We start from the raw sequence: 24,061 nt of genomic DNA, 5'->3' as shown, positions 1-24,061 counted from the left end.
AAATTAAATCAATCTCATAGCTGGAAACAATATGCGAGATCCTCTGAGTAGCTTAAAACTCCTGCCTTGGTCATCTTTATTACAAGTTTCTGTCCTCACCACACTTATTGTTGTCATTGTAGAGTTGCTAGTAGGTTTAGGGCTGAAATACTCTTCTATAGTCGAAACAACGCTAAATTTTATATATTCAGGTTCTACTGGTGTATTCATGAATTTTCTCGTCGCTGCTTGCGTGGGTGTACTCGCAGTTTACTTACTTGAACGATTTTATCCGCAAGTCAGAATCAATGCCGGTGTTTTGTGGGCGTTAATTCCCTGTGTAGCCTTAGTTATTGCTTTCAAGTTACTCTTCCCTCTACCAGCCATTCTCATGAATTTCAAACAAAATCCAAATCAGTTGATGGGTCTTCCCATTGGCATTTTTTGGCAAGGTCAGCGATACTGGTGGCGATAAATCGCTGGTTGTAATTTAACGTAGGGTGGGCAATGCCCACCAAAATGCCTGTTACCTTTTTTCATTCTCGACGGTTGGCATTGCCCATCCTACCATTTATTTAGGAAATATCGATGTCTGTTATAGAAAATTCCTGGCAGCACAATTATATTACTACTAATGGCATAAAACTGCACTGCGTAACTCAGGGAGAAGGTTCCCTGATGCTGATGCTACATGGATTTCCTGAATTTTGGTATTCTTGGCGATATCAAATTCCAGAATTTTCTGAGGATTTTAAGGTTGTCGCCCTTGATTTACGCGGATACAATGACAGCGATAAGCCGACAAATAAATCTGCTTATGTGATGGATGAATTTATCAAAGATGTTAAGGGTGCGATCGAGACATTAGGTTACCAAAAATGCGTGCTTGTAGGGCATGACTGGGGTGCTGCGATCGCTTGGAATTTTGCCTACACTTATCCGGAAATGGTAGAGCGATTGATTATTATGAATGTACCTCATCCTGCCAAATTTGACCGGGCTTTTATAAATCCCCAACAGTTGTTGCGTAGCTGGTATATCTTCTTTTTTCAGTTACCTTTCCTACCGGAATTTGTTTTGCATTTATCCGATTATAAAGCAATTAAATCAGTTTTTATTAAAACGGCTTTTAACAAAAACAACTTCGCGCCAACCGATATCAAAGCATACAGAACTGCCGCTGCCAAACCCGGTGCGATCGCAGCGATGTTGAGCTACTATCGCAATATTTTTCGGCAGGTATCGCTCAAAAAAGTCTGGCAAATACTGGAAGTTCCTACACTGATGATTTGGGGAGAAAACGATACAGCCCTTGGCAAAGAACTCACCTATGGTACAGAAGCTTATGTCAGAGATTTTCAAATTAAGTACATCCCCAACTGTAGCCACTGGGTACAGCAAGACAGACCCGAAATTGTAAATCAGTATATGCGAGAATTCCTTGCCGATTATAGTTCTTAATTTATTTGCACTGGCTCTAATCCAGCAAGCCGAAAGTAGCTGAATGCCTGACATTCAAAATATTTTTGAATTTTAAATTTTGAATGTTAAATTTTGATTTTTTACTTCTGCATAGCGGCGCTAGCTTTCTCCTCCCTTGCGAATGAACTGTTTCAAAATTTCGCTAGGAGGGCGATCCCAGGTGTCAATATGCTCGTATATCAAAACATCTTTGTTGAGTTTGTAAGTAGAGTAGCCATTGAAAAATATGCGAGCTTTCCAGGGAAGACGCAAAATGCCGCGCACAGTCCAATTGGCCAAAATGATGTCCGGCTCTGTCTGATTCACGTCATGGAGATCGAAGTATATTTCCGTAAAAAATAGTTTCGCGTGAAATCGGAGCGTCCAAAAAATAATGCGATAATTAAATTTTCCTTTAAATTTGTTAACGGGGTCTTGAAAGTAGATATCTTGGCTATAAATATCGTAGGAGATGTCTTTCTCAAAAAGCGTCGGTAGGTCTTTTTTGAGTGTATTTACTATTTGTTCCACTTGCGATCGATATTCCACGGGCTCAGACCACCATCTGGAAAAATTAAAAATGGTATAGGGCGAGGTTGGGTAGTTACCCAGAACCGAGCCAAAGCTGTAGTATTTTACCACGGCATAGTATAGAAGAGCGCAAAGGTGAAAAGGAAAGGCAGAGGTTGCTTTAGCGCTGGCGGCCAAATTGGTAAAAGCTTTTTTGAAAAAAAGCTTCCCTCTCCGCGCAATAGCGGACAGCGATCGCGCTACCATAGAGGCAATTCAGAACGCGATCGCATTGCTAGATATTATTATGAAAACTATATCCAAAATCCTAGCAATTATAGCATTTTTTAGCGTAATTTTTTTAGGCGTAAAATTACGCAGCCATCCTTGCGAGTTCCAAGTGACGAGTGGAGAAGCCATCAGCGTACAATCAAAAAAGCGTATTTACAATAAAATTTTTAATGACCGAACTTGTCCACCTAAAAAAATATTTTTATCAGTTCCAGATAACCTCAAAAGCGAAACTGGAAAACCCATCACCTTTAAAGGAAATCAGTCCGCTCCAAAGATTACTACAATAATTAGTGTTTCTAATAAAAGCAACCGATTTTTTGTTGGACGTATCGACCAAATAGCAGGGCAGTGGGTTTATACAAAGTACGATACTTGCTTGGCTTGGAAGTGGAGCATTGAAAACGAAGAACAAGTTCTTCACTTAAGCTTTGAAAAAAATTTAGATATTTATTCTGACGAACTTGAAAAAATAATTTTTATAGTTTCGATTCCATTTGAATTAATTGAAAAAAATCCCGAAATATGGGTTAAACCCTACACATGGAATCGGGTAGGAGGATTTTATAAACAAGCTCTACGGGGGAATCCAGAATTAACTGAAGTTTTGCGATCGGTAGAAGAGGATAATCCAGAAAGTAGCGATATCTTTTACCCAGGTAAAGAAGTTTCTCCCAGCCTTGCTAGCGAGCTTAACGATATAGACAAGATGGGAGGAGTACACTACAATAGAGAGCTTGAACAGAACATGGTTCAGCTAGACGCTCAAGGATATCAAGCCAGCCCGCAATCTGGTTACTGTGCCGTTCCCCAAGATCTAGTCGATCCGACAGAACCAAATAAGTGTAATACTAATTCTGACAAATAAGGGTGAGTTTAGCAACCAAGCCCACCAGAAATTGTCAGATTAAACCCACTCCTACCTTACCCTAAAGCTGTACCCATCGATATTTTATGAGTAAAGAGAGCCAACCTGTTTCTAGGATACCAAGGCTTGAAAAGAAATACCGGGATGAAACCAGATTGTGGATAATTCTACTTTGTTTAGTATTGTTAGTGCTAGTTTTCTTTAGCTTTGCCCAGTTTGCTATTCTCGATAACTTTTTTAAAACAACATTTAACATTCCAGACAGAGCTAAAGTATTCGGAATTCCTACTAACAACTTACTCGGTTTTATTGCTACGGCAACTCTACCTATAACTGTTTTGATAGATGAGTCAAATATCTTAAACGAAAAGTTAAAACTTATCTTACCTGTCATAGGTAAAAATTTTTCGACTATATGGGTAGTATTTCTAGCAGATCTTTTTCTGACAGCTCTCGCTTTTTTAGAAAGTAACCAGTCTAGAGATTTTAACATCCTGTTGAATTTAGTCACATCTTTTATGATCGGAGCTTCGTTTTCAACATTTATTCTTTATTTAACCAAAGGAATGAGTGCTGTTGGAAATAGGGCTAGCTCTGCATGGCGAAATTTACAAATAGTAAGCGTTTATGGGATCGATCCGGTACCCTACGGAGATGACGAAAAAGTAAGACTCAGTACCGAAGCTGAGATCGCGAGAGAAGAAGCTACTAAATTACGGCAATTACTGGAAGAAAGCCAGCTTATATATGGGCGCGATATCCAGGAATTAAAAGATAAAATTTCTGTTTATCAAAATCATCTGGGTTCTTTAGGAAAACTTAAAGACAATTTTAAGCAAATTAAGGAAATGTTTCAAGAATTAACTCCTAAAAGTGAAGTTTTTTTTGAAAAGTTTACTGCTATAGAAGAATCAATTAGTAATTTCATTATTGCCAAGTTAGAAAGCAAGGAAGCAATAGAACGGGATATCAACACAATTTCCTCCAGAACAATCATAGAGCCGGATATACCAAAAACTCCAAAAGTAGATAATGCCAATACAGATTTACCTGTATTATTACAACCTAACGCAATATCAATAACAAATTTTGAATTTCAGGACGTATGGCCAAATTTAACCTTACCATCAGAAATTTCTCCGATAATTATAGGTCTTTTAAATGCTATGGAACGGCAAAATTTCCCCGTTCCTCAAGTGGGAAGATATACACCGAAAAATAACCTGGCAAGTTGCACAGTCTTACAATTTGAAGCTTATAAAATAATAGTCTATTGTAGAGATGAAAATTATATACGAGGAGAAAGATGGGATAGTTCTGATGAACTAAAATTTAAATGTAAATTGATGCAACAAAATATCAGAGGTTTTCTCACTTTACACTTTACAGAACAGGAATTGCTCACCAATTCTGGGAATGTTTTAGAACAAATAAAAAGTGCGATCGCCATGAGAAAATCTATGAATTTCAATGGATAATAAAACCTCTCCCGTATTAGTGAAAACCTTAGTTTTAGGGACTGGTTAATCCGGGAGAAGCATAGATCGTAACTTTTCCGAGTTTTCAGCTTTCATAAAAAGTATCGATACCACTCCAAGGCGAATAGGAATTCGCGTACATTTGGCTGGAATTGCTGTAAGCTAGAAACTTAGAAATAGCTTCAGGGGCAAAATCTAAGAAAAATTTAATGCGATCGCGAATGTAAATCTTATCGATTGGGCGGGCTTCCCCATAAATTTTCAGGCTTTGCGGGACTTGGATATACCGATAATCAAAAAACATCTTGTTAAGAAGAGAAACCTCGATATCGCAACTATCATCTAGATTTGATGTAGCCTCACAATTGAACTTTGCGGTTCTAGAAAAATGCTGGGCTTCTAACTTGGTAGTGCGTGCTTCTAAGGTGTCTATTCCGCCGTACAAAATAGCAAGTTCCGCTGCAAATTCTTGCCGCAATCGCTGCACTATCTTCAAATCTTCTCTAGGTACTTCGCAAGCGTTTAAGGCAATTAGTTCTTGAATGTTTTCCAAACAGGTATTTAAGCGAACTGCAAATTCATATCTATTTAAAACTCGATCGCCCCCATAGCTGTGCTGCCGATAAATGTGAAAAAGATGGTATCGTTCTACCAGAGATACCAGCGCCTGAAATGCCCAATCAGTTGGTTGTACCTCTGAAAGCCAAGCAAAACTCTCGTTTGCTATACCCTCTTTTTCGTTAGCCGATCGCACGTCAAAATTCGCTTCCCTTGAGAAAGCGGTACGATCGCTTTTTCCCCAATCCGTGACAGATTCTAAAAAATCAGTCGCTTCATCCTCTTCATCCCCCCCAGAGAAAGAGGATGAATAAGGACTAAAACCTTTACTCGCATCTGCTAGAGATTCTGTTACCTGCATAAAGCTGGCAATTAGTAGAACATTGATGAATGCAGCAGAACCAAATGGTAAATTTTCCCAAAAAAATTTCGGCATTGTTTATCCTCGCACCTGGGGACATCTCTGGGTTAGTGAAATCCTGATGTATAAAGCCTAGCAGGACTTTTTCTTCACGTTAGAGTCTCTTGCGATTTTAACTTACGGCAATTACTTACGTGTTTGTACTGCTGCTAAATATAGCTAGGGACTAGGGCGTCGGGGCTAGTGCGTCGGGGAAGAAGCTCGTCAAATCAAGGGTTTCAGGAACTAAGAATGTCCTAACCGCCTTGGCGGTTGCTATATATAATTTTTGTCGAACTATTTCAAATATAGTAATATTACGACTTGACAAAAGCACAAATATAAATCACGTAGAGACGTTTCATGAAACGTCTCTACAGGCTGGGTATCTGGGGGTGCTTTTAAAGCATTGCAGCCCCAAATGCCCAATCTACAAGGTTTATCCCAACAATTAAAAAGTGGGTATAAAACTGGATTTTATATGATATTGTTTGTAGAACTTACAGCACAGCCCTTTGCGGTTCCGAGAGCGTGATCCGAATCGTGATACTGCCGTCATTGAGTAACCACGGGCGGACAGTAAAAGTACGGGCATCGCTAGTGTGCATCGGATCGGCTGCGGCGATTTCCCGTGCGTGTTCGGGAGAATTTGCTCGCAAGATCATCAAACCATCTCCCTCAAAAAACTGACCGTCATCTGTCCACATTGGCCCAGCGCCAAAAAGGACATTTTGATTTTCTAGATCTTTGAGATAAGTGAGATGATCTGGTATATTTTGTTTAACTAGCTCCATATTTTGAGCAATTGAAGTGACAACATAAAGCTGCATTCGCAAAGAGTTACTGGAGGCTTCGATAATTTTGGCAGCTTCAATTCTTTCGCGTTGAACGTTTTCGGCATTCGTACTCATAATTTTTGCTTGCAGATTTTCATGTTGTGGAAAGCTTTTGATATTCTATAAGTTGGGGTGAAGCTGGTTTCGCTATATATTGAGAGCGGATCGACGATGTAAATATATCCTCAAATCGATCGCCATCACTGCCCCAAATAAGCTTCTAAAACTTGCGCGTTTTTCTGAATTTCAGCAGGAGTTCCATCAGCAAGGTTACGACCTTCAGCTAATACCCAGACGCGATCGCACAGGGACATAATCACATCCATATTGTGTTCGATAATCAAAAAACTCATGCCCTCGCGATTCCACATTAAGATGCGATCGCAAATTTGATCGATCAGCGTCGGGTTTACCCCAGCTGCCGGTTCGTCCAACAAAATCAACTTGGGATCGGTCATCAACGCCCGCCCCATTTCCAGCAGCTTGCGCTGTCCCCCAGACAGCGCACCCGCATAAGCGCCAGCCATGTGAACCAATCCCACCGACTCCAGAATCCTCATCGCCCGTTCCCGCAGCTGTTTTTCCTCGTCAATTACCTGCTTAGCTTGCAACCAAACATTCCAGAAATTTTCACCAGTTTGCTTTTGCGCCCCCAAGAGCATATTTTCCATCACTGACAGTCGGGATAACACCCGCGCCACCTGAAAAGTGCGAACCATACCCATTTGGGCAATTTGATGCGGCTGCAACTGTTGAATTGGTTCGCCATCAAAAATTACCCGCCCGCGATCGGGACGAATAAAATTAGAAAGCAAGTTAAACAGAGTAGTTTTACCCGCACCATTCGGCCCAATTAACCCTGTGATGCTACCTTGCCCGACTTCGATCGTCGCATTGTCCACAGCTGTGAGACCGCCAAAACTCTTCACAAGTCCGCTAGCAGCAAGTATAGGCGCTTTGGCAGGGTGGGGCTGTCGTTTTTGGTCTTCCACCTGTGTCAAGATTTCCTCATTATCTGCCAAGAGTTAGTTCCTCCTTTTTGCCTAAGATACCTTGCGGTCGCATCATCATCAGCACGATCAGCAACAAACCGATGACCATAATGCGAAAAGCACCTAAACGCGCATCATCCAGAGGCAGAATTCCGGGTAGCACAAAACGAGTTACTTCATAGTAAGTCCAAAAAATAATCGCTCCCAGCAAAGTGCCCACATTGTTACCCGCCCCGCCCAGAATGACGATCGTCCACGCATCAAAAGTAATCTGCGGCTGGAAACTATCCGGGTAAACTGTCGCTAGCTGCCAAGCGTAGAAAGCACCCGCAATACCGGAGATCGCGCCTCCCAGCATCAAAGATTGTAGCTTGTACCAAAAAACATTTTTTCCCAGCGCCTTGGCAACTTCTTCATCTTCGCGGATAGCTTTGAGAACTCTACCCCAAGGCGAGTTTACCAATCGTCCCAATCCCCAGAATATCAGGGTCAGCACTACCAGGACGAGCAGCATTAAACCAGCCTTGTAAGTGTAGTTATACAGTGCGATCGCCTCAGCAACGTAAGCTACCAAGCCTAAAATCGCACCTGCAATTCCCAGCGATAGAGAACCGATAGGGGTTACGCCTCGTGACTTTCCTTGTCGCCACTCTTTGTCGATCCACCGCCACAGCTGCCAAAGTGCCAAAGCTGCGATCGCCGTCAGTAAAGCAATCGCCAGCAACTTCATCAACAAATTCGGATTCCACGTATCCAGGGGTAACGGAAAACCTTGTATCCCAAATACTCCCGATCGCCATTCCTTGCCGATCGGCAAATCCTCATTATTCACAATCAGCCGAATCACTTCCGAGACGCCGATCGTCACAATCGCCAGGTAATCTTCTCGCAATCTCAGCGTTGATATACCCATCAATAGCCCCAACAATGCCGCCAAAGCCGCACCTGCGATCGGCGCAACCAACAAAGGCACTCCCTGCAAGCTTAACAATACCGTGGTATAGGCTCCCAGCGTCATAAAAGCGACGTGGCCAAAATTAATCAAACCCGTGAAGCCCCACTGTAAATTCAGCCCCAAGCCGAACAGGGCATATATCGCCGCAAAAATCGTCAGGGAAACTAGATAACCAGGTGAGATATCCATGCAGACTTTCAGAGATACAATGGCAAAACAGGATAATGCCTCATCAACCCAAAAAAATCTCTTGGGAGAATCCGCCTTCGTAAGCAGACTACGCTAACGCATTTTACCCTAGACCGGTAGAAGTCAGTATCGACAAGGAATTTTCTTTGTGTGTGGATTTTCCATCAACACAGAATCCTACTTTCTATAAACTATAGAATTATAATTCTTTTGCCTACCAGGTAGCAGCGGCACAGATAAGGTGCCTTAATACTTGCTCGCCTTTACCTTCTCTATTTTCCAAATTATCTAAATAAATTCTAATCATGTGAAATTATATTCTTATGCCCAATTTCTCAAACAATATTACCAGGTTTGTATATATGAATGTTCTCAAAAGTAGACTGCACCGCTTAACTTACCAACTATCTGGATTAATCGAGCAATTAGCTGATGAAGACCTAGAAACTGCTTGGCGTGTGCTACAGCAAGTTTATTGCGATCTTTATACGATTAAAGCAATTAACGAAGCCAAGCGTCAGGTTCAGCCTGGTGATACCATGAATTACGAAGAAGCTGTGCGAGTGTTGCGCTTGCCATAAATTTTCTTCAGCTTTGGATAGAGTTGGACTTACGTGCTATTTACAAAATTTCAAGGGTATGCTCGTTGCAACAACCCTTATTTTAATTGGCCAGGGGCATCTTTACGTAAGTACTGAGGTATTGGCAAATCATCCACAGTTTGCAGTTAGAGTAAATGACCCGTGTCCCTAGATGTACGTTACGCCAGATCCTTTATAATCGATCTCAAAAACTTAGAATTCGCAGCTCGCGAGCAGGTCTACGATATGGTCTTTGAAAAATTTAAACATATTAATCACATTAAAGACTTGCCAGAGCTAAAACGCCTCGATTCAGAGGGCATTTTCTATCGATTTACGGTAGACAACTACATAATAGCCGTGGAATTGACCGGCCATATCGTTAAATTCCTGCGCGTTCTCCCCAAACCGGACATATAAGGTATAGGGGAGGGGGACTCAGGAGTGGGCAGATCTGTAGAAATTTTTATCTTTCCTATTTCCTTCGGCATCGCCAATCCCCAATCCCCTTAAACTGTTGATGGAAAAAAAGAATTTACGATGGTATTTGCTATGGACGCAGCTGCACTCTGGCAACGCTACCAAGACTGGCTATATTATCATAAGGGACTCGAATTTTACCTCGATGTCAGTCGGATGCGGTTTGACGACGCCTTCGTCGAGGCAATGCAGCCCAAGTTTGAGAAGGCTTTTCAGGATATAGCGGCTTTGGAGGGAGGTGCGATCGCCAACCCCGACGAAAACCGTATGGTGGGACACTACTGGCTGCGAAACCCGGGTCTTGCCCCAACACCGCAAATCAAACAAGATATTGTCGAAACGATCGACAAAATCGAAAGTTTTGCCCGCAAAGTTCACAACGGCGACATTCATCCCCCATCCGTTCCTCTATTTACCGATATTATTTCGATCGGCATCGGCGGTTCGGCACTTGGCCCTCAATTCGTCGCCGAAGCCTTGGCCCCAGATTTTCCACCCCTGCGAATTCACTTTATCGATAACAGCGATCCGGCGGGAATCGATCGCATCCTCACCAAGTTGAAAGACCGACTCGGCAGCACTATGGTACTGTCGATCTCCAAATCGGGAGGAACCCCAGAACCCCGCAACGGCACGATCGAAGTCAAAACAGCCTACGCTGCCAAGAATCTCGACTTTTCCCAGTACGCCGTCGCCATCACCGGTGTGGGCAGTAATCTAGACAAACAAGCGCGATCGGAAGGGTGGTTGGCAACCTTCCCGATGGAAGATTGGGTAGGAGGACGCACCTCGGAAATGTCAGCTGTAGGCTTACTTCCCGCCGCCTTACAGGGAATCGACATTCGCGCCATGCTTGCCGGTGCCAAAGAAATGGACGACGCCACCCGCATACCCGAAATTAAAAATAACCCAGCTGCCTTGCTAGCCTTATCCTGGTATTTCGCAGGCAACGGCAAAGGCGAAAAAGATATGGTAGTGCTGCCTTACAAAGACAGTCTGCTGCTATTTAGCCGCTACCTCCAGCAGTTAGTGATGGAATCCTTGGGTAAGGAAAAAGACCTCAACGGTAATGTCGTCCATCAAGGTATCGCCGTCTACGGCAACAAAGGTTCGACCGACCAACACGCCTACGTTCAGCAACTGCGGGAAGGTGTCCCCAATTTCTTCGCTACTTTTATTGAAGTACTCGAAGATCGTCAAGGGTCATCCCTAGAAATAGAACCTGGAATCACATCCGGAGATTACCTCTCCGGTTTTTTACAGGGAACCCGCAAAGCTCTTTACGAAAATCAGCGAGATTCTATTACTCTCACCATCGCCGAAGTGAATGCTCGCACGGTAGGTGCTTTAATTGCACTGTACGATCGCGCCGTCGGTTTGTACGGTTTCTTAGTCAACATCAACGCTTACCACCAACCAGGGGTAGAAGCCGGTAAAAAAGCTGCTGCTGCCATTCTAGACTTACAGCAACGAGTGATGCAGGTACTCAAGCAGGAATCAGCACCCATCTCTCTGACCCAGTTAGCTGAAAAAGCAGGTGCAACCGACGAAATAGAAGCAATTTACAAGATATTGCGTCATATAGCCGCTAATCGGCGCGGTTTAGTCCTACAGGGCAATCCCCGTCAACCGGGCAGCTTAACCGTTTCTGCCAATTGATTTGTAGGGTGGGCACTGCCCACCCTACTCGCTTTTGTTTAATTAAAACCCGACTAAAATTATCGGCTTTACATATCACATATTAGCTATATTTTGCAAATTATGTAACAAAATTTTAAATTTATCGCACTAGAGTAAAAGCAAAGCGCAGATACAAGATAAAACACCAGCTAAACTAAATGAAGTGAGACAATCCCCATTAGGAAAGGGGAGGAGCTTCCACTCTCGGAATTAAGCAGGTGAATAACCAAACAGACACAGTTGGAATTGCAGCCATAGGATACTATATTCCCTCGCGGGTTTTAACCAGCGAGGAAATAGCTCAGCTGTCAAATTTTCCAGTATCCGTTTTTATAGAAAAAATCGGAATGCACCAAAAACATATCGCAGAAGTGGACGAGCATCCCAGCGATATGGGGGTTAAGGCGGCCTTAAATGCGATCGAACAAGCAAAAATTCTTCCTCAAGAAATTAACTTTATCGCTTTTTGCGGTGCAGGTCACTACGATTACAGTTTTTGGTCTCCTGCGGCTAAGGTTCAAGATAAAATTGGTGCTACAAATGCTTTTGCCTTTGAAGTGAGGAACTTTTGTAATGGTGGAAATCTGGGGCTTCATATTTGCAGTAATATGTTGCTTGCCAATCCCGATGCTCATTACGCGCTGGTAGTCTGTAGCGATAAATTATCTGTACTTCTTAATTATGCCGATAAAGATTGCCTATCAACATTTATTATGGCTGACGGTGCAGCAGCAGCAGTTTTAAAAAAAGGCGAAACTACCAATCAAATATTAGCCTATCATGGCATTACTAACGGCAAATTAGCCGATTATGTCAAGGTTGAAGGAGGCGGAACCAAGTTTTTCGACTGTAAAGATGAGTACGATCGCAATTTGAACTATTTAACTGTAAAGCATCCCAAGACACTAGAAAAGATTTTCTCTGAAATTTATTTAAATAACTATTTAGAAGTCATAAAAACTGCTTTACATAAAAGCGGTTATTCTTCAAAAGATATAAATTTTATATTTACAAACCAAGTCAAGAAAAAAGTTTCTAACAGTATTCTCCAGTCTCTTGGTTTGACAGAGAAAAATACTTTTGTTTCTTTATCAGAATACGGACATATGGGTGCTGCCGATACTTTATTCGGTTTGGCAAAAACTTTAGAACAAAATTTAGTAAAAAGCGGAAATATTGTAGTATTGGCAAATAGCGCCACAGGCTTTTCTTGGGCAGCGATCGTTTTAAAATATTAACTCTAGTGTATTTTTACGAAAACTTGGTAAGGTGGGCATTGCCCACCCTACTTTTAAATGAAGTCGTGAAGTAAACTGGGGTAAGTAAGGACAAAAACGTCTCTTGTTCCCTCTCCCACCGTTGTCGGTTTAATGGGAGTGGTAAAATGGAAAAAGTCGCGATCGTTCAGCAGCAACAGTTCTCCTGGATGAAGAACTTTCTTAAAAACAGGCTTTTCCTTTTTCGCCACATATAAATGCGTTTCGCCGCCTTCTATATTTTCTCTATCTACGGAGAAAATACCGATAAAATCGCAACCGTCTCTGTGTATACCTTCGGGTGCCGGGTTGCCGAAGTTATTTGGCGAACAAGTTGTTCGGATTTGATGAATACCTATTTCAACACCAGAACTAAGCTTGCAGTAATCTCTGAATTCCAAAACAAGTTTTTTAAACTCATCCAGTTCTGCAAGTGCATCATCTAATTCCGCAAACTCTCGCTTGACATCGCCTACCAAAGGATTGTATTGCTTGCTTTGGAACAAGTAACCGTGAGGTTGTTTGATTAATTCATTCCCAACTACTTTGAATCGAGATAGTCTCCGGAAGCGATACTTACCTTTTATAAAAGGATCGACTGGAAGGTCTCTAAAGAATAGTTTAAATCCCTCTAGTTTGATAGAGTCGATTTTCTCTAAAGCAAAGCTAATAGCATATGGGGATTCTGTAGACCCCAATAAAGTTTGCATTTTTTTTTACTCCTTATGCTTTGATCCCCTTAAAAAATTCTTCTTAAGAGGTCTATAGCCCAAGTATAAAACAAATTTTTGTAAACTGTAGTTAAATAAACTACAAAAAATGCAAAGTTATGATAAAGGTTTCCAAAAAACTCAATAAGGCTGCGGGACTAGAAACTGCGTTTCTAGTACACCACAGCAGGGGAGTGGGGGAGTGGGGGAGCTAAAAGTCAAAAGTCAAAATTCCTCTTCCCTCTCCCTCTTTCCCCTAATCCCTAGCCCCTAACCCCTAGCCCCTAGCTTTCACGCACTGCTTTCACTAAGGCTTGGCACGCCCGCAAGAAAATGGCAACATCTACACCAAGCCCAACATACTGCACCCCAGCTTTAATCCACAGCTTCGCAGCTTCAGGATTGTCGGCAAATGTACCGGCGACTTTCCCAGCGTTGCGGATAGCGGTAACGCATTTCTCCATCAGTTCAACTACACGAGCATCTCGCACTTGTCCGGGAATGCCTAGCGACTGGGATAAATCGTAAGGGCCAAGAAAGATAACGTCAATGTGAGGCACGCTGACTATTTCTTCAATGTTCTCCACGCCTCGTTTGCCTTCAACGTGAATGACAACAAGAGATTCCTCGTTCAGCTTATCTGAGATCTGCGTCCCGGCGGCGGTGTACAAACCAGCGCGTGTGTTGAAAGAAAGACCCCGCGAACCGAGGGGGCTGTATTTAGCGCTGCGAACAACAGCTTCGGCATCTTCCTTAGTTTCAATTTGAGGAACTTGTACACCCGCGCTGCCAATGTCCAGGGCACGTTGAATTTGAGGTGGATCGTTTTTGCGAACGCGGATCACTGGTGCTATGCCCACGCAATCTGCCGCACGACAGAGGTCTTCAGCAACCAGTGTGTGCAAAGGGCTGTGTTCCATGTCTATAATGGCAAAGTCAAATCCGGCGTGCCCGCAAATTTCCACAAATGCGGGATAGGCGCAGTTAACAAACGGGCCCAGTACGACTTCGCCCTGCTTTAGTTTTCGTTTGAGTTGGTTTTCACGCATTGGTTAGTGTTAAGCTGTTGCCATCCAGGCAAAGAAATCTTGATAAAAAACCTTTGTGGTTGCTAACTTTCACCCTGGACTTGACCTATTCTAGGGGTTAAGTAGGCTAGCCATCTTTACTCCCATGCCCTTGATAATCGTGGTTGCAGATGACGACTTGGCAATACGTCTTTTTGTCAGCGAATACTTAGAGATGTATGGCTACTCCGCGATCGCGGCTGAGGACGGTCAGGAAGCGCTGGAATTTGTAGAAGCGTATCATCCTCATTTGTTGATTACCGACATCATGATGCCTCGGATGGACGGCTATGAGCTGGTGCGGCAAGTTCGTCAGCGACCGGAGTTCCGCCTATTGCCCGTGATTTTATTAACGGAGCGAAGAAGTACAGAAGAACGAATTCGCGGCTACGAATTGGGGTGCGATCTCTATCTGCCCAAACCATTTGAAATAAATGAATTGGGGGCAATAGTTCGTAACTTACTCTATCGTAAGATAGATCAATCTGAGTCAATCATCCGAAAGCAAGAATCAACGAAATCGACAACTCTGCTCGATCAAACTAAGACGGTTTTAAAAGAATGTAAGTTGAGTAAGCGAGAACAGGAAGTACTCGCTCTGATTTCTCATGGTTTGTCAAATGCTGAAATAGGCGATCGTCTACATCTTAGTGCCAGAACAATTGAAAAATATGTCAGCAGTCTCTTGAGAAAAACTACTACTAGCAACCGTGCCGAATTAGTTCGTGTGGCAATGGAACAACATTTGGTCGAATAACAGGGGAATATAAAAGTCAAAAGTCAAAAGTCAAAAAGAAGAGGGAGTGGGAGAGCGGGGGAGCAGGAAAACGCGAGAACAGAAACACAGAAGAAAATCTATATAGAGCTTCCCTCAGTCTCCCACTCTCCCACTCTCCCCCTAGCCCCTGATTAATTGATTGTTAGTAATATATTGCAATAAACCCTCACAGGCGTCTAATAATAAATCTATAACTCGATCGAATCCCTCTGGGCCACCATAGTAGGGATCGGGCACTTCTTTGAGCGTATGGCGGGTACAAAAGTCGCACATCAGTCGCACTTTATCTCGATACTTGCCTGCTGGGTCTAGATAGAGAATATCCTGGTAGTTTTCTCTATCCATAGCCAAAATTAAGTCAAATTCTTCAAAGTCTAACTTTTGAAATTGCCGAGCTTGACCTCTAAGTTTAATACCTCGACTTTGCGCTGCGAGGGTCATGCGTCGGTCTGGAGGACTGCCGATATGGTAGCTAGAGGTACCGGCGGAATCGCAAATAATGCTTTCGCTCAGTCCCGCTTGCTCAATCAGGTGATTCATGATATTTTCTGCGGAAGGCGATCGGCAAATATTTCCCAGGCAGACGAATAATAGCTTGTAGGGCATTGGTGAGTCGGTAAATTAGTTTTCTTTGTAGATCTTACAGCAAGGTTTCAGGTCGCTTCAGCCAAATAGCTCTTAATCCCGCTGCTTTTGCACCCTGGTAGTCTTCTTTGTAGCTATCTCCAATATGCCATGCTGCCTCAGCTAAACATTCATGTTTCTGCAATCCCGCTATAAAAATTTCTCGTTCTGGTTTAGCTGCACCGACTTCTGTAGAAATTGTAATTGAAGTAAAGAAATTTGCTAAATTGAGAGCTGACAATACCGAGTAAATCCGAGAATCGAAATTGGATATTATGCCTAGTTGAATACCGTGTTTCTGCCAGTATTCTAAAGCTGGAAGAACATCGGTATAAATAAACCAAGGTTCGGCGGTAGCAAAGTGGGCATAAAGTTCGGCAAAAAAGCTGGAAAAGTCGGCAAATTTGTGATAATATCCAACTTCTTTGAAAGCACGAATTGCCACTGCTAGCCACCACTCATATTCCTGCTTGAGTATTTCCTCCGGGTCAACTCCTGGAAATGCCATACGATCGCTTAATTTAAAGCTATTATAAAAAGCTTTATCCAACGTTTTCGCGGCAACTTCAACGCCAAATTGACGCGCTATGTCGCTGTAGACTTCACCTACACTACCTCTAACTCCAAATAGAGTACCGACTGCATCTAAAAAAATTACCTTTGGTTGCTGCATTTAAACTAATTCTTCTTTCACTTTCAAACCATTCTTTTTTACAATATAAGCAGGCACTCCAACTACGACGCAATTGTCAGGTACATTTTTAAGTACAACTGCATTTGCTCCCACAGTAACGTTGTTGCCAAGGGTTATATTGCCCAATACTTTTGCTCCTGCGGTTATTCTGACGTTATCACCAATTTTAGGTCTTCCCGTTTTATCTTTATAGCCAATTGATACTTGTTGGTTTACCCAACAATTTTGTCCCATATCTGCCATGATAATTGTGCTTAAGCCGTGCTGAATAAACAAGCCTGGGCCAATGTTGCTAGACAAATCTAACAATAGATATCCGCATTCTTTATAAAATAATTTAATAACTTTCAGCAGCAGCCTAGCAGGTAAGTTACCTTTAGCTATTCTAAAATAATATAAGTTTCTAAACTCTTGATTTTTTATCGTTAAAAATAGTAAATTTTGAATATCGGCACGCTTATCCCACTCAAATATTTCTACCCATCTTCTTACGTCTGCAAGAATAACTTCCTTTTCGCTGGATAAGTAGAATAATAACAACTGCGGAGATGCTAAAATTAAGCCGAAAAATGAAAAAAGTTTATTAAAAAAACTTTTCATATTTTAACCTCCTGGAACTGAGGCAGGAAAAAATTCTAAGCGGTAGCGATATAGAGCGACTGGCTTGTCGGCTGCGACAAAATAATTGGGGTCTTGGGGAGACAGATAAATAGCTGTCACTTGATCGGCTTCAATTGATGCGTCCGATGTTTCAAGCTTTCGGTAAGCGGTTGTCGTTTCTACTTCATTGAAATAGGGACGCATTCCTATGGTTGGAGCGCGAAATAATTGCTGACTGACTTCTGTCGAAATAAACTCGTTGGCATTGGTGATTTCGCTCGCTCTACTGGTGACGATCGACACAAGTTGCAGCGAGCCTGAAAGTAGGGTAGTCTGACGGTTGGGGTTGTGCGGGTCAGTTTTGACAGACAAGACAGCGCGATCGCCCAAAGTTGCCTTCGCTATATTCAAGCCATTAAAAGATCGATCGGCAACCACCGTACCCTCGGATTTTAGATTTTGGATTTTAGATTTTGGATTGAAAATTGCAAATCCAAAATCATTATGACTGACCACTGGAAATCGCACCGTAAATGCGATCGGTTGATTGAGATAGCGGCGGTTATTTTCAAACCCAGGTGTCACAATCTCTGGTGCTAATGGTGCCACCAAATCCACCAGCGTACTGGTAACATTCCAAGTCCCTGCTATCCAGTCTGGATAAATTAAATCCTCCATTCCAATTACCGCCTGAACTGGCGGTTTTGTCTGCCACTGAGGAAATTTAGCCAATCTCTCAGCCAGTACACCAGCCTCTGCTCGATCGGCCCAAAAAAGGGACAACACAATCAGCACAAAAGTGCAAATCCCTCTGACAACTCTTCTTTGTCTTCTACGGGTCTTCGCGGTTAAAAGAATCAATTAAACAGCCTCCACAGGTACTGGTTCCCAAACTTCTCCATATTTGTCCCGTAGCTGATGCCAAATTTCCACTTTTCCCTCTTCGTATTCCCCTGGCTTACCCCATTGCAGAAACGCACTTAAAGCTGGTTCCTCTTTTTCATCCAAAAAGCGAATTGCATAGGTAGTGAAGTTGCCGCGTTTTGATTCTCCGGTTTCAAATTTTACCCGTTTAATGGCATCCATATTCAGGTGAAACTCGAATAAGTCGGCGTGCATATTGGCATATTTGCCTTTGGGCAACTCGGCATAGAATAGCTTTTGCATAGCACTGCGTACTTCCAGCACACCTGCGCTGCTGGTGACGATTAAACGCAGTGTTCCCAAAGTTTCGCAATCTGACAAAAATTCTTTCAAATTAAAAGCCATAAGATTATTGCCATCCCATTTGGGATTTTGGATGAGAGGATTTTGGATTGGTTCGGTGATGACTTGAAAAAAGCTTGAAATTCAGAAAATTTTTTTGATGATTCTCCTTGAAAGGCGAGGCTTGCAACATCTTTGTCTTGGTCATCGGTCATTGTCTTCACAGTGAATTTTTTATTTTGACTTTTGACTTTTGACTTTTGACTTTTAATTATTGCTCATATTGCTCGTAAGCTGCCACAATTTTTTGAACAAGGGCATGACGAACAACATCAGCTTGAGATAGATGGCAAAAGGCAATACCTTCGACGTGTTGGAGGATTTTTTGTGCTACCGCCAAACCCGATACTTGATTGGGAGGCAAATCAGTTTGAGTGATGTCTCCAGTTACGACCATACGCGATCGAAAGCCGAGGCGAGTCAGCACCATTTTCATCTGAGCTGGTGTGGTATTTTGGGCTTCATCCACAATTACAAAGGCGTTGTTGAGGGTACGACCCCGCATATATGCTAAAGGAGCCACTTCAATGACGCCTCGTTCCATCAGATTGGCAATTTTTTCGGGTTCGATCATTTCGTGCAAAGCGTCGTAGAGAGGGCGAAGAAAAGGGTTAACTTTCTGCTGCAAATCGCCTGGGAGAAAGCCGAGTTTTTCGCCTGCTTCTACTGCCGGTCGGGTGAGGATGAGTCGTTCGTACTGATTTGCCAGCAGTGATTGAACGGCTAACACTGCGGCTAGGAAGGTTTTTCCGGTACCTGCGGGCCCAATGCAAAAGGTGAGGTCGTGGGTACGCACGGCTTGGATATATTGCCGTTGTCGGAAAGTTTTAGCGCGGATTTCTTCGCCACGGCGAGTGCGAGCGAGAACGTCTCGCTGTAAGTCTTGCAATTCATCGGTACGCTGGGTATCGAGAGCGTGACGAGCTGTGAGGATATCCACACTGGTGATGCTTTTGCCGTGTTTCCAAAAATCTTCGAGCGATCGCACCAAACGTCCGCAAAGATCTACCTGATTCGCCGTTCCGGAAATCAGTAATTCTTGCCCCCGCAACACCAGCGTTGCTCCTGTTTGCCGCGCTAGGACTTTCAAATTTTCTTCCCGATCGCCGCTAAGGGCGATCGCACTTTCTCTACTCGGCAGTTGAATTGTTGTGCCGTCTACCATTCCCAATCGGTCATCGATAACTTCACCTGTCTCTAAATCTGCAAAAAGACGCCCGATGCAGTGCCATGTTGCCAAAGAAATTAGACGCACCATTTGGCAGCGATCGCAGGCGTCCGATCTCGTCATCATTTATTTCCGGCCTCAAAGTCGGCCAACACGCTGTTACTCGTGGCGTACCCGTTTAGTAACGACGCTTGCGGGATGCTTCCGCTTTGCGTTTGCGACGGAGGCTAGGCTTTTCGTAGCGTTCGCGACGCTTGACTTCCGACAAAATCCCAGCTTTTTGAATCTTTTTTTTGAAACGTCTTAATGCCGAGTCGATCGACTCATTTTCACCCAAACGCACTTCTGACACTTGCTTAAGTTCACCTCCTTATTCTCCCACTGATTTTCCTGGGCGATTGCTACGCTTTTTTGGCAAGTCTTTCCAGAAATGCCTGTTTTATACCTTGGACTGCTTTGAAAGCAGCGCAAGTGCGTAGTGCAAACGGTTTCTATTTAGACAATCCCCTCCACTATTAACAGTTCTACCATTGCGCGGTTCTGAGTTTATCCTGCACAATTGAAAAACTGTTAAGCGAACCAAAGTTGGGAGGGGTCGAGCGCGATCGATTTCCCGACCTAGCGGGAACGCAGTCTGGGAGAAGACCTGGGGGCGCTTGAGGAGCGAGGCAGAGGCGTTCTCGTTCCGGATCTACTTGGTGGCCCGCTGTCGTGTTCCAGCGTTGTTCCGCCGTATATATCAAGATACACAGATTGCCCAGCCGCACTTGCAGCTGCTTCGATCGTCGTTCTGATCGCCTGAATGTTACGTCCCCCCCGACCGAATACTCGCCCTTTATCCTCTCCTTCAAAAGCTAAACGAATCCAAACCCGTGGCCTGCTGGAAGATATTTCGCAGTCTACCTTCAAAGATTCCTTAGATTCCAAGAAAGGTTGCAGCAGATATTTTACCAGTCCAGCATAGTCGGGAATAGTGGACAGGGGCTGGATTTTACCGTTACTGGGTAACTGAGGCACGAACCTGCTCGAAGACATTGGCTTTTTCCAGGATGTGGCGAACAGTGTCGGTAGGTTGAGCTCCGTTTTTGAGCCGTTTGACGATCGCTGGAATATTCAGCTCTGTTTGATCCGTTCTGGGGTTATAAAATCCCAGTTCTTCCAAAGGACGACCATCTCGGCGAGAGGTACTTAGCATAGCTACAATCCGGTAGCTGGCCTCCCGCTTTTTGCCATATCGCTTTAATCGCAGTTTGATCATGCCGAAACAGTAATGCTCGCAATTTTGACTAAACAAACATTGTACCTTTTTATTTGCGTATCTGACTCTTTCGAGCGCGCAAAAACTACAGTTGGCCGAAGCCTTTCTTCTTTTTTTCCTTTTTCGGTTTCTTATTGCCACCAGCTGCGTTGTAGCCTCGCCAACCGGGCATAGACCCTCGACCGCCCATACCGGGCATCGGCCCACCTGCCATTCCCGGCATACCGGGAAGACCACCTTGCCCCATTTGCTGCATCAGATTTCGCATTTTTTGGAAATCGGCTACTAGCTTGGCAACCTCCGATTCCGGATAGCCAGAACCGCGACCGATGCGTTTGCGGCGACTGGGAGAAGATGCCAACAGTTCTGGGTTGTGACGTTCTTCTGCCGTCATAGAATTGATCATCGCCTCAGTTTGCTTCAGCTTTACCTCTGCTTCTTGCAACTGCTTGTCAGAAATTTTGGGCATTCCGGGGAGCATCTTCAGCAACCCCCCAAACGAGCCCATATTCTTCATCAGCCGCATTTGTTTGAGAAAATCGGTAAAGTCAAACTTAGCAGAGAGAATTTTCTCCTGCATCTTCTGGGCGTCTGTGAAGTCGATTTGCTCCTGCGCTTTTTCTACCAGCGTCAGGACATCGCCCATCCCCAAAATGCGCTGCGCCAACCTATCTGGATAGAAAGGTTGCAGAGCGTCAACTTTTTCCCCAGTACCGATAAATTTAATTGGCTGACCGGAAATCTGCCGCACCGAAAGTGCCGCACCACCGCGAGTATCGCCGTCCATTTTCGTGAGAATCGCGCCGGTGATGCCGATTTGCTCGTGGAAGGTGCGCGTCAGATTTGCCGCTTCCTGACCGGTCATGGCATCCACTACCAGCAGGACTTCGTGGGGTTGCACCGTTTGCTTGATGCGGGCTAACTCCGCCATCATATCGCGATCGATTTGCAGGCGACCTGCGGTGTCGATAATTACCGTATCGATCCCTTCTGCCTTGGCTCTTTCCACACCCTGACGGGCAATTTCCACCGGATCGGCATCGCTTCCCAGTTCAAATACGGGTACTTCGATTTGCTTACCCAGCGTTACCAACTGGTCAATTGCCGCCGGTCGATAAACGTCCGTCGCCACCAGCATGGCAGAGCGATTTTCTTTCCGCAGATGCAATGCTAACTTAGCAGCAGCAGTGGTTTTACCCGTACCCTGCAACCCTGCCATCAGGACGATCGTCGGAGCGGTGGCGCTATGCGCCAGCGGAGCGTTGGTTTCCCCCATCACCGCCGCCAGTTCATCGTAAACAATTTTGATAAACTGTTGGTCGGGTCGCACGCCCGCGATCACCTCAGCACCCTGCGCTTTGGTTTCGACTTCGGCAATAAAATCTTTTATGACCTGGAGGTTAACGTCTGCTTCCAGCAGGGCGCGGCGCACTTCCTTCAAAGCTTCTTGAATATTGGCATGGGAAATGCGATCCTGCCCCCGCAGTTTTTTCCAGGCAGCTTCTAAGCGTTCGGATAGTGCGTCAAACATAGATCGATATGTATCAGTAATTTATACATTACCAGTTGAAGATGGGGACTGGGGACTGGATACTGGAATCTGGGTGAGTGGATGACTTTTCTCGCTGCGAGTTTCTTCAGTGGCCGAGTAGCGTTCTGAATGCTATAACAGTGTGCGCTGGGATTTTCTATCTTGGGGCAGTTGTTAAAGTGGAATCATGCCCAAAAACAAAACGAAGTCGAAATCCAAGAAGCAGGCTGGTGCAGGAAAATCGACCTTAAATCTCAAGGAGCAGTTGGCGCAAAAAAGAAAAGCTGCCAAAGCGCGGAAGGAATTGATTAGCTTCTCCACAGGAGCTGTATTCGGTGCCGCATTTCTTGGCATGATGGCCTTTCCTCTAGGTGGGCCAAAGGCAGCCATTGGCGCGATCGCCGGTATAATCTGCCTTGCCTTTTCTTTCAAATATCCCCGACAAGCTCTGTGGGCATTCCTAATTTATATGCCTTTTAGCGGCACTATCATCTACACCCTCGGCAACAGTCCGGTACTACAGTTGGCAAAAGATGGTTTCTACATTCCCGGACTGATTAGTATTATCCAAGAGTGTCGCCAGAAACGACTACCCATAGTAATCCCCAAAGGTCTAAAACCGTCCCTAATTCTCCTGTTTGTTTGTTGTCTGATCACTCTATTGTTTGTGAACGGATCGCAACAAATGAATGCCGAGCAAGTTGCTATCCTTACCAGACAGCCGCCAGAAAAACCCTTGGCGCTGGGAATTTTAGGCTTAAAAGTGTTTATGGGCTATATTCCTTTAATCACTTGCGCCTATTACCTGATTCGGACTAAGAAAGAATTTTTCTTCATGACGCGCCTGCACGTAATTCTGGCGCTCATCTGCTTTGGCCTTTGTTTCGTCCAGTATATGTTCCTCAAAACTGGTCGGTGCGCTGGTACCCAGTTTGCTGAAGGAGGCGATTTATTTAAAGCTTCCATCGAGGCTCGCTGTTTGGTCGGTGGCTCTTTGCTGTACAGTCCAGAACAAGGAGTGATCCGCTTGCCGGGAACTTTTGTCGCACCTTGGCAGTGGGGTTGGTTTATCATTTCTAATGCTTATTTCACTTTTGCCACGGCTTTCAGCGACCCATCAGGTTTGTGGCGAACTTTTGGCTTGGTGGCAATGGCTGCGGATTTTGCGATCGCAGTTATTTCCGGTCAAAGAATTGCGCTAGCTCTTGTGCCAGCTTCATTTGTGATTCTCCTAATATTGACAGGTCAAATTGCTAACCTCAAACGCTTTTTACCCATTGCAACCGGACTGGCTGTTTTATTGGGAATTGCAGCGGTGCTATATCCTGAGATCGTTCAAGAACGGATCGATAGCTTTGTCGGTCGTTGGGAAGAATCACCAGCCGATGAGTTTATCCTTTATCAATTTGGATTTACATGGAATAACCTCAAAGGTTCTTTGATCGGTCTGGGATTGGGACGGGCCACAAACTCAGCTCGCGTCTTCGGTAATACTGCGCTGGTAGAAACCTGGTTCCCCAAAGTAATGCACGAAGTTGGGCCGATCGGATTAGCAGCGTTTTTAATTTTTGTTAGTTGTCTCACTTTTTATACTTTCAAGGCTTACCGATCTATTCGAGACCCTAGTTTACGAAGCTTTGCAGCTTGTTTTTGGGTCTTTGTTTTGTTTATTAGTTACCAAACTTATTACTATCCTTTGGATGTCGATCCTGTCGCTGTTTATTACTGGTTTTTCGCTGGAGTTATTTTAAAATTGCCAGAAATAGCCCGTCAGGAAGATGAGTCAGAAGAGAAAGTTGAACAAAAAAATACTAAACGCGGTAAAAAAGCCAAATTATCATGGGTTTAGAT

Annotated in this window: 27 protein-coding genes; 10 read left to right on the top strand and 17 right to left on the bottom strand. The window is 44.0% G+C overall.

The window, feature by feature from the left end:
* Positions 1-31: 31 nt before the first annotated feature.
* Complete coding sequence (locus tag ACE1CD_RS02935; RefSeq protein ID WP_374789367.1) at positions 32-454, top strand: peptide chain release factor 1; 423 nt, start codon at positions 32-34, stop codon at positions 452-454.
* Positions 455-567: 113 nt separating this feature from the next.
* On the top strand, positions 568-1,440 hold the full coding sequence (locus ACE1CD_RS02930) for an alpha/beta fold hydrolase (RefSeq protein WP_374821482.1): 873 nt from the start codon (positions 568-570) through the stop codon (positions 1,438-1,440).
* Between the two features lie 120 nt (positions 1,441-1,560).
* Here ACE1CD_RS02930 and ACE1CD_RS02925 read toward each other — a convergent pair whose 3' ends face one another.
* Positions 1,561-1,989: a DUF2358 domain-containing protein gene (locus ACE1CD_RS02925; protein WP_374821479.1), complete on the bottom strand. Its 429-nt coding sequence runs from the start codon at positions 1,987-1,989 to the stop codon at positions 1,561-1,563.
* Between the two features lie 253 nt (positions 1,990-2,242).
* Between ACE1CD_RS02925 and ACE1CD_RS02920 the strand changes: the two genes are divergently transcribed.
* Together ACE1CD_RS02920 and ACE1CD_RS02915 are read left to right on the top strand one after the other, a co-directional pair.
* Positions 2,243-3,109 carry a hypothetical protein gene (locus tag ACE1CD_RS02920; protein ID WP_374821476.1) on the top strand — a complete coding sequence of 289 codons (867 nt, stop codon included), beginning with the start codon at positions 2,243-2,245 and terminating at the stop codon, positions 3,107-3,109.
* 86 nt (positions 3,110-3,195) lie between these two features.
* Entirely contained in the window at positions 3,196-4,587 is a 1,392-nt protein-coding gene (locus ACE1CD_RS02915) for a hypothetical protein (RefSeq protein WP_374821473.1), read from the top strand.
* A gap of 85 nt (positions 4,588-4,672) precedes the next feature.
* On the opposite strand, the gene ACE1CD_RS02910 is transcribed toward ACE1CD_RS02915, so the two are convergent.
* The 4 genes from ACE1CD_RS02910 to ACE1CD_RS02895 form a co-directional block, all read right to left on the bottom strand.
* Entirely contained in the window at positions 4,673-5,581 is a 909-nt protein-coding gene (locus ACE1CD_RS02910; RefSeq protein ID WP_374821471.1) for an iron uptake porin, read from the bottom strand.
* A 464-nt stretch (positions 5,582-6,045) separates the two neighbouring features.
* Positions 6,046-6,456, bottom strand: a complete 411-nt coding sequence (locus ACE1CD_RS02905; protein WP_374821468.1) for a YciI family protein — start codon at positions 6,454-6,456, stop codon at positions 6,046-6,048.
* Between the two features lie 125 nt (positions 6,457-6,581).
* Positions 6,582-7,403: an ABC transporter ATP-binding protein gene (locus ACE1CD_RS02900; protein ID WP_374821465.1), complete on the bottom strand. Its 822-nt coding sequence runs from the start codon at positions 7,401-7,403 to the stop codon at positions 6,582-6,584.
* Positions 7,393-8,517: a branched-chain amino acid ABC transporter permease gene (locus tag ACE1CD_RS02895; RefSeq protein WP_374821462.1), complete on the bottom strand. Its 1,125-nt coding sequence runs from the start codon at positions 8,515-8,517 to the stop codon at positions 7,393-7,395. The genes ACE1CD_RS02900 and ACE1CD_RS02895 overlap by 11 nt, the downstream gene beginning before the upstream one ends.
* 362 nt (positions 8,518-8,879) lie before the next feature.
* On the opposite strand from ACE1CD_RS02895, the gene ACE1CD_RS02890 reads away from it, so the two are divergent.
* The 4 genes from ACE1CD_RS02890 (at position 8,880) to ACE1CD_RS02875 (ending at position 12,496) form a co-directional block, all read left to right on the top strand.
* Positions 8,880-9,098 (top strand): hypothetical protein, encoded by a 219-nt coding sequence (locus ACE1CD_RS02890; protein WP_190463559.1) that lies wholly within the window; start codon positions 8,880-8,882, stop codon positions 9,096-9,098.
* A gap of 162 nt (positions 9,099-9,260) precedes the next feature.
* Positions 9,261-9,518 (top strand): cytotoxic translational repressor of toxin-antitoxin stability system, encoded by a 258-nt coding sequence (locus tag ACE1CD_RS02885; protein WP_374789376.1) that lies wholly within the window; start codon positions 9,261-9,263, stop codon positions 9,516-9,518.
* A 132-nt stretch (positions 9,519-9,650) separates the two neighbouring features.
* The gene (locus ACE1CD_RS02880; protein WP_374821459.1) at positions 9,651-11,237 is read left to right on the top strand and encodes a glucose-6-phosphate isomerase; all 1,587 of its coding nucleotides are present in this window, start codon (positions 9,651-9,653) and stop codon (positions 11,235-11,237) included.
* Between the two features lie 239 nt (positions 11,238-11,476).
* Positions 11,477-12,496 carry a 3-oxoacyl-[acyl-carrier-protein] synthase III C-terminal domain-containing protein gene (locus tag ACE1CD_RS02875; protein ID WP_374821456.1) on the top strand — a complete coding sequence of 340 codons (1,020 nt, stop codon included), beginning with the start codon at positions 11,477-11,479 and terminating at the stop codon, positions 12,494-12,496.
* A gap of 53 nt (positions 12,497-12,549) precedes the next feature.
* Here ACE1CD_RS02875 and ACE1CD_RS02870 read toward each other — a convergent pair whose 3' ends face one another.
* Entirely contained in the window at positions 12,550-13,224 is a 675-nt protein-coding gene (locus ACE1CD_RS02870; protein WP_374789379.1) for a 2OG-Fe dioxygenase family protein, read from the bottom strand.
* Between the two features lie 284 nt (positions 13,225-13,508).
* Positions 13,509-14,273, bottom strand: coding sequence for an HpcH/HpaI aldolase/citrate lyase family protein (locus ACE1CD_RS02865; RefSeq protein WP_374821454.1), 765 nt, complete (start codon positions 14,271-14,273; stop codon positions 13,509-13,511).
* Between the two features lie 124 nt (positions 14,274-14,397).
* Between ACE1CD_RS02865 and ACE1CD_RS02860 the strand changes: the two genes are divergently transcribed.
* Positions 14,398-15,048: a response regulator gene (locus ACE1CD_RS02860; RefSeq protein WP_374789382.1), complete on the top strand. Its 651-nt coding sequence runs from the start codon at positions 14,398-14,400 to the stop codon at positions 15,046-15,048.
* Positions 15,049-15,189: 141 nt separating this feature from the next.
* Here ACE1CD_RS02860 and ACE1CD_RS02855 read toward each other — a convergent pair whose 3' ends face one another.
* The 10 genes from ACE1CD_RS02855 to ffh form a co-directional block, all read right to left on the bottom strand.
* Positions 15,190-15,675 carry a low molecular weight protein-tyrosine-phosphatase gene (locus tag ACE1CD_RS02855; RefSeq protein WP_374789384.1) on the bottom strand — a complete coding sequence of 162 codons (486 nt, stop codon included), beginning with the start codon at positions 15,673-15,675 and terminating at the stop codon, positions 15,190-15,192.
* Positions 15,676-15,709: 34 nt separating this feature from the next.
* Positions 15,710-16,366, bottom strand: coding sequence for an HAD-IA family hydrolase (locus ACE1CD_RS02850; protein ID WP_374821451.1), 657 nt, complete (start codon positions 16,364-16,366; stop codon positions 15,710-15,712).
* Positions 16,367-16,987: a serine O-acetyltransferase gene (locus tag ACE1CD_RS02845; RefSeq protein ID WP_374821448.1), complete on the bottom strand. Its 621-nt coding sequence runs from the start codon at positions 16,985-16,987 to the stop codon at positions 16,367-16,369.
* Positions 16,988-16,990: 3 nt separating this feature from the next.
* Entirely contained in the window at positions 16,991-17,773 is a 783-nt protein-coding gene (locus ACE1CD_RS02840) for a DUF6816 family protein (protein WP_374821446.1), read from the bottom strand.
* A gap of 75 nt (positions 17,774-17,848) precedes the next feature.
* Entirely contained in the window at positions 17,849-18,256 is a 408-nt protein-coding gene (locus ACE1CD_RS02835; protein WP_374789391.1) for a ChuX/HutX family heme-like substrate-binding protein, read from the bottom strand.
* A gap of 208 nt (positions 18,257-18,464) precedes the next feature.
* Entirely contained in the window at positions 18,465-19,418 is a 954-nt protein-coding gene (locus ACE1CD_RS02830) for a PhoH family protein (protein WP_374821512.1), read from the bottom strand.
* Between the two features lie 181 nt (positions 19,419-19,599).
* Positions 19,600-19,773: a 30S ribosomal protein S21 gene (gene rpsU, locus ACE1CD_RS02825; RefSeq protein WP_374789393.1), complete on the bottom strand. Its 174-nt coding sequence runs from the start codon at positions 19,771-19,773 to the stop codon at positions 19,600-19,602.
* Between the two features lie 266 nt (positions 19,774-20,039).
* Positions 20,040-20,456, bottom strand: coding sequence for a KH domain-containing protein (locus ACE1CD_RS02820; RefSeq protein WP_374789395.1), 417 nt, complete (start codon positions 20,454-20,456; stop codon positions 20,040-20,042).
* Entirely contained in the window at positions 20,419-20,679 is a 261-nt protein-coding gene (gene rpsP, locus ACE1CD_RS02815) for a 30S ribosomal protein S16 (protein WP_374789396.1), read from the bottom strand. Before rpsP ends, ACE1CD_RS02820 begins: the two co-directional genes overlap by 38 nt.
* Positions 20,680-20,764: 85 nt before the next feature.
* On the bottom strand, positions 20,765-22,210 hold the full coding sequence (ffh, locus tag ACE1CD_RS02810) for a signal recognition particle protein (protein WP_374789398.1): 1,446 nt from the start codon (positions 22,208-22,210) through the stop codon (positions 20,765-20,767).
* Positions 22,211-22,397: 187 nt separating this feature from the next.
* Here ffh and hpsL point away from each other — a divergent pair, with 187 nt between their 5' ends.
* Positions 22,398-24,059: a hormogonium polysaccharide biosynthesis protein HpsL gene (hpsL, locus tag ACE1CD_RS02805; protein WP_374821443.1), complete on the top strand. Its 1,662-nt coding sequence runs from the start codon at positions 22,398-22,400 to the stop codon at positions 24,057-24,059.
* Positions 24,060-24,061 lie beyond the last annotated feature (2 nt).

The organism is Aerosakkonema sp. BLCC-F183 (genome assembly GCF_041929145.1).
Lineage (GTDB): Bacteria > Cyanobacteriota > Cyanobacteriia > Cyanobacteriales > Aerosakkonemataceae > Aerosakkonema.
The sequence above is the reverse complement of the archived record's forward strand: the minus strand, read 5'-3'. Positions and strand labels throughout refer to the sequence as shown.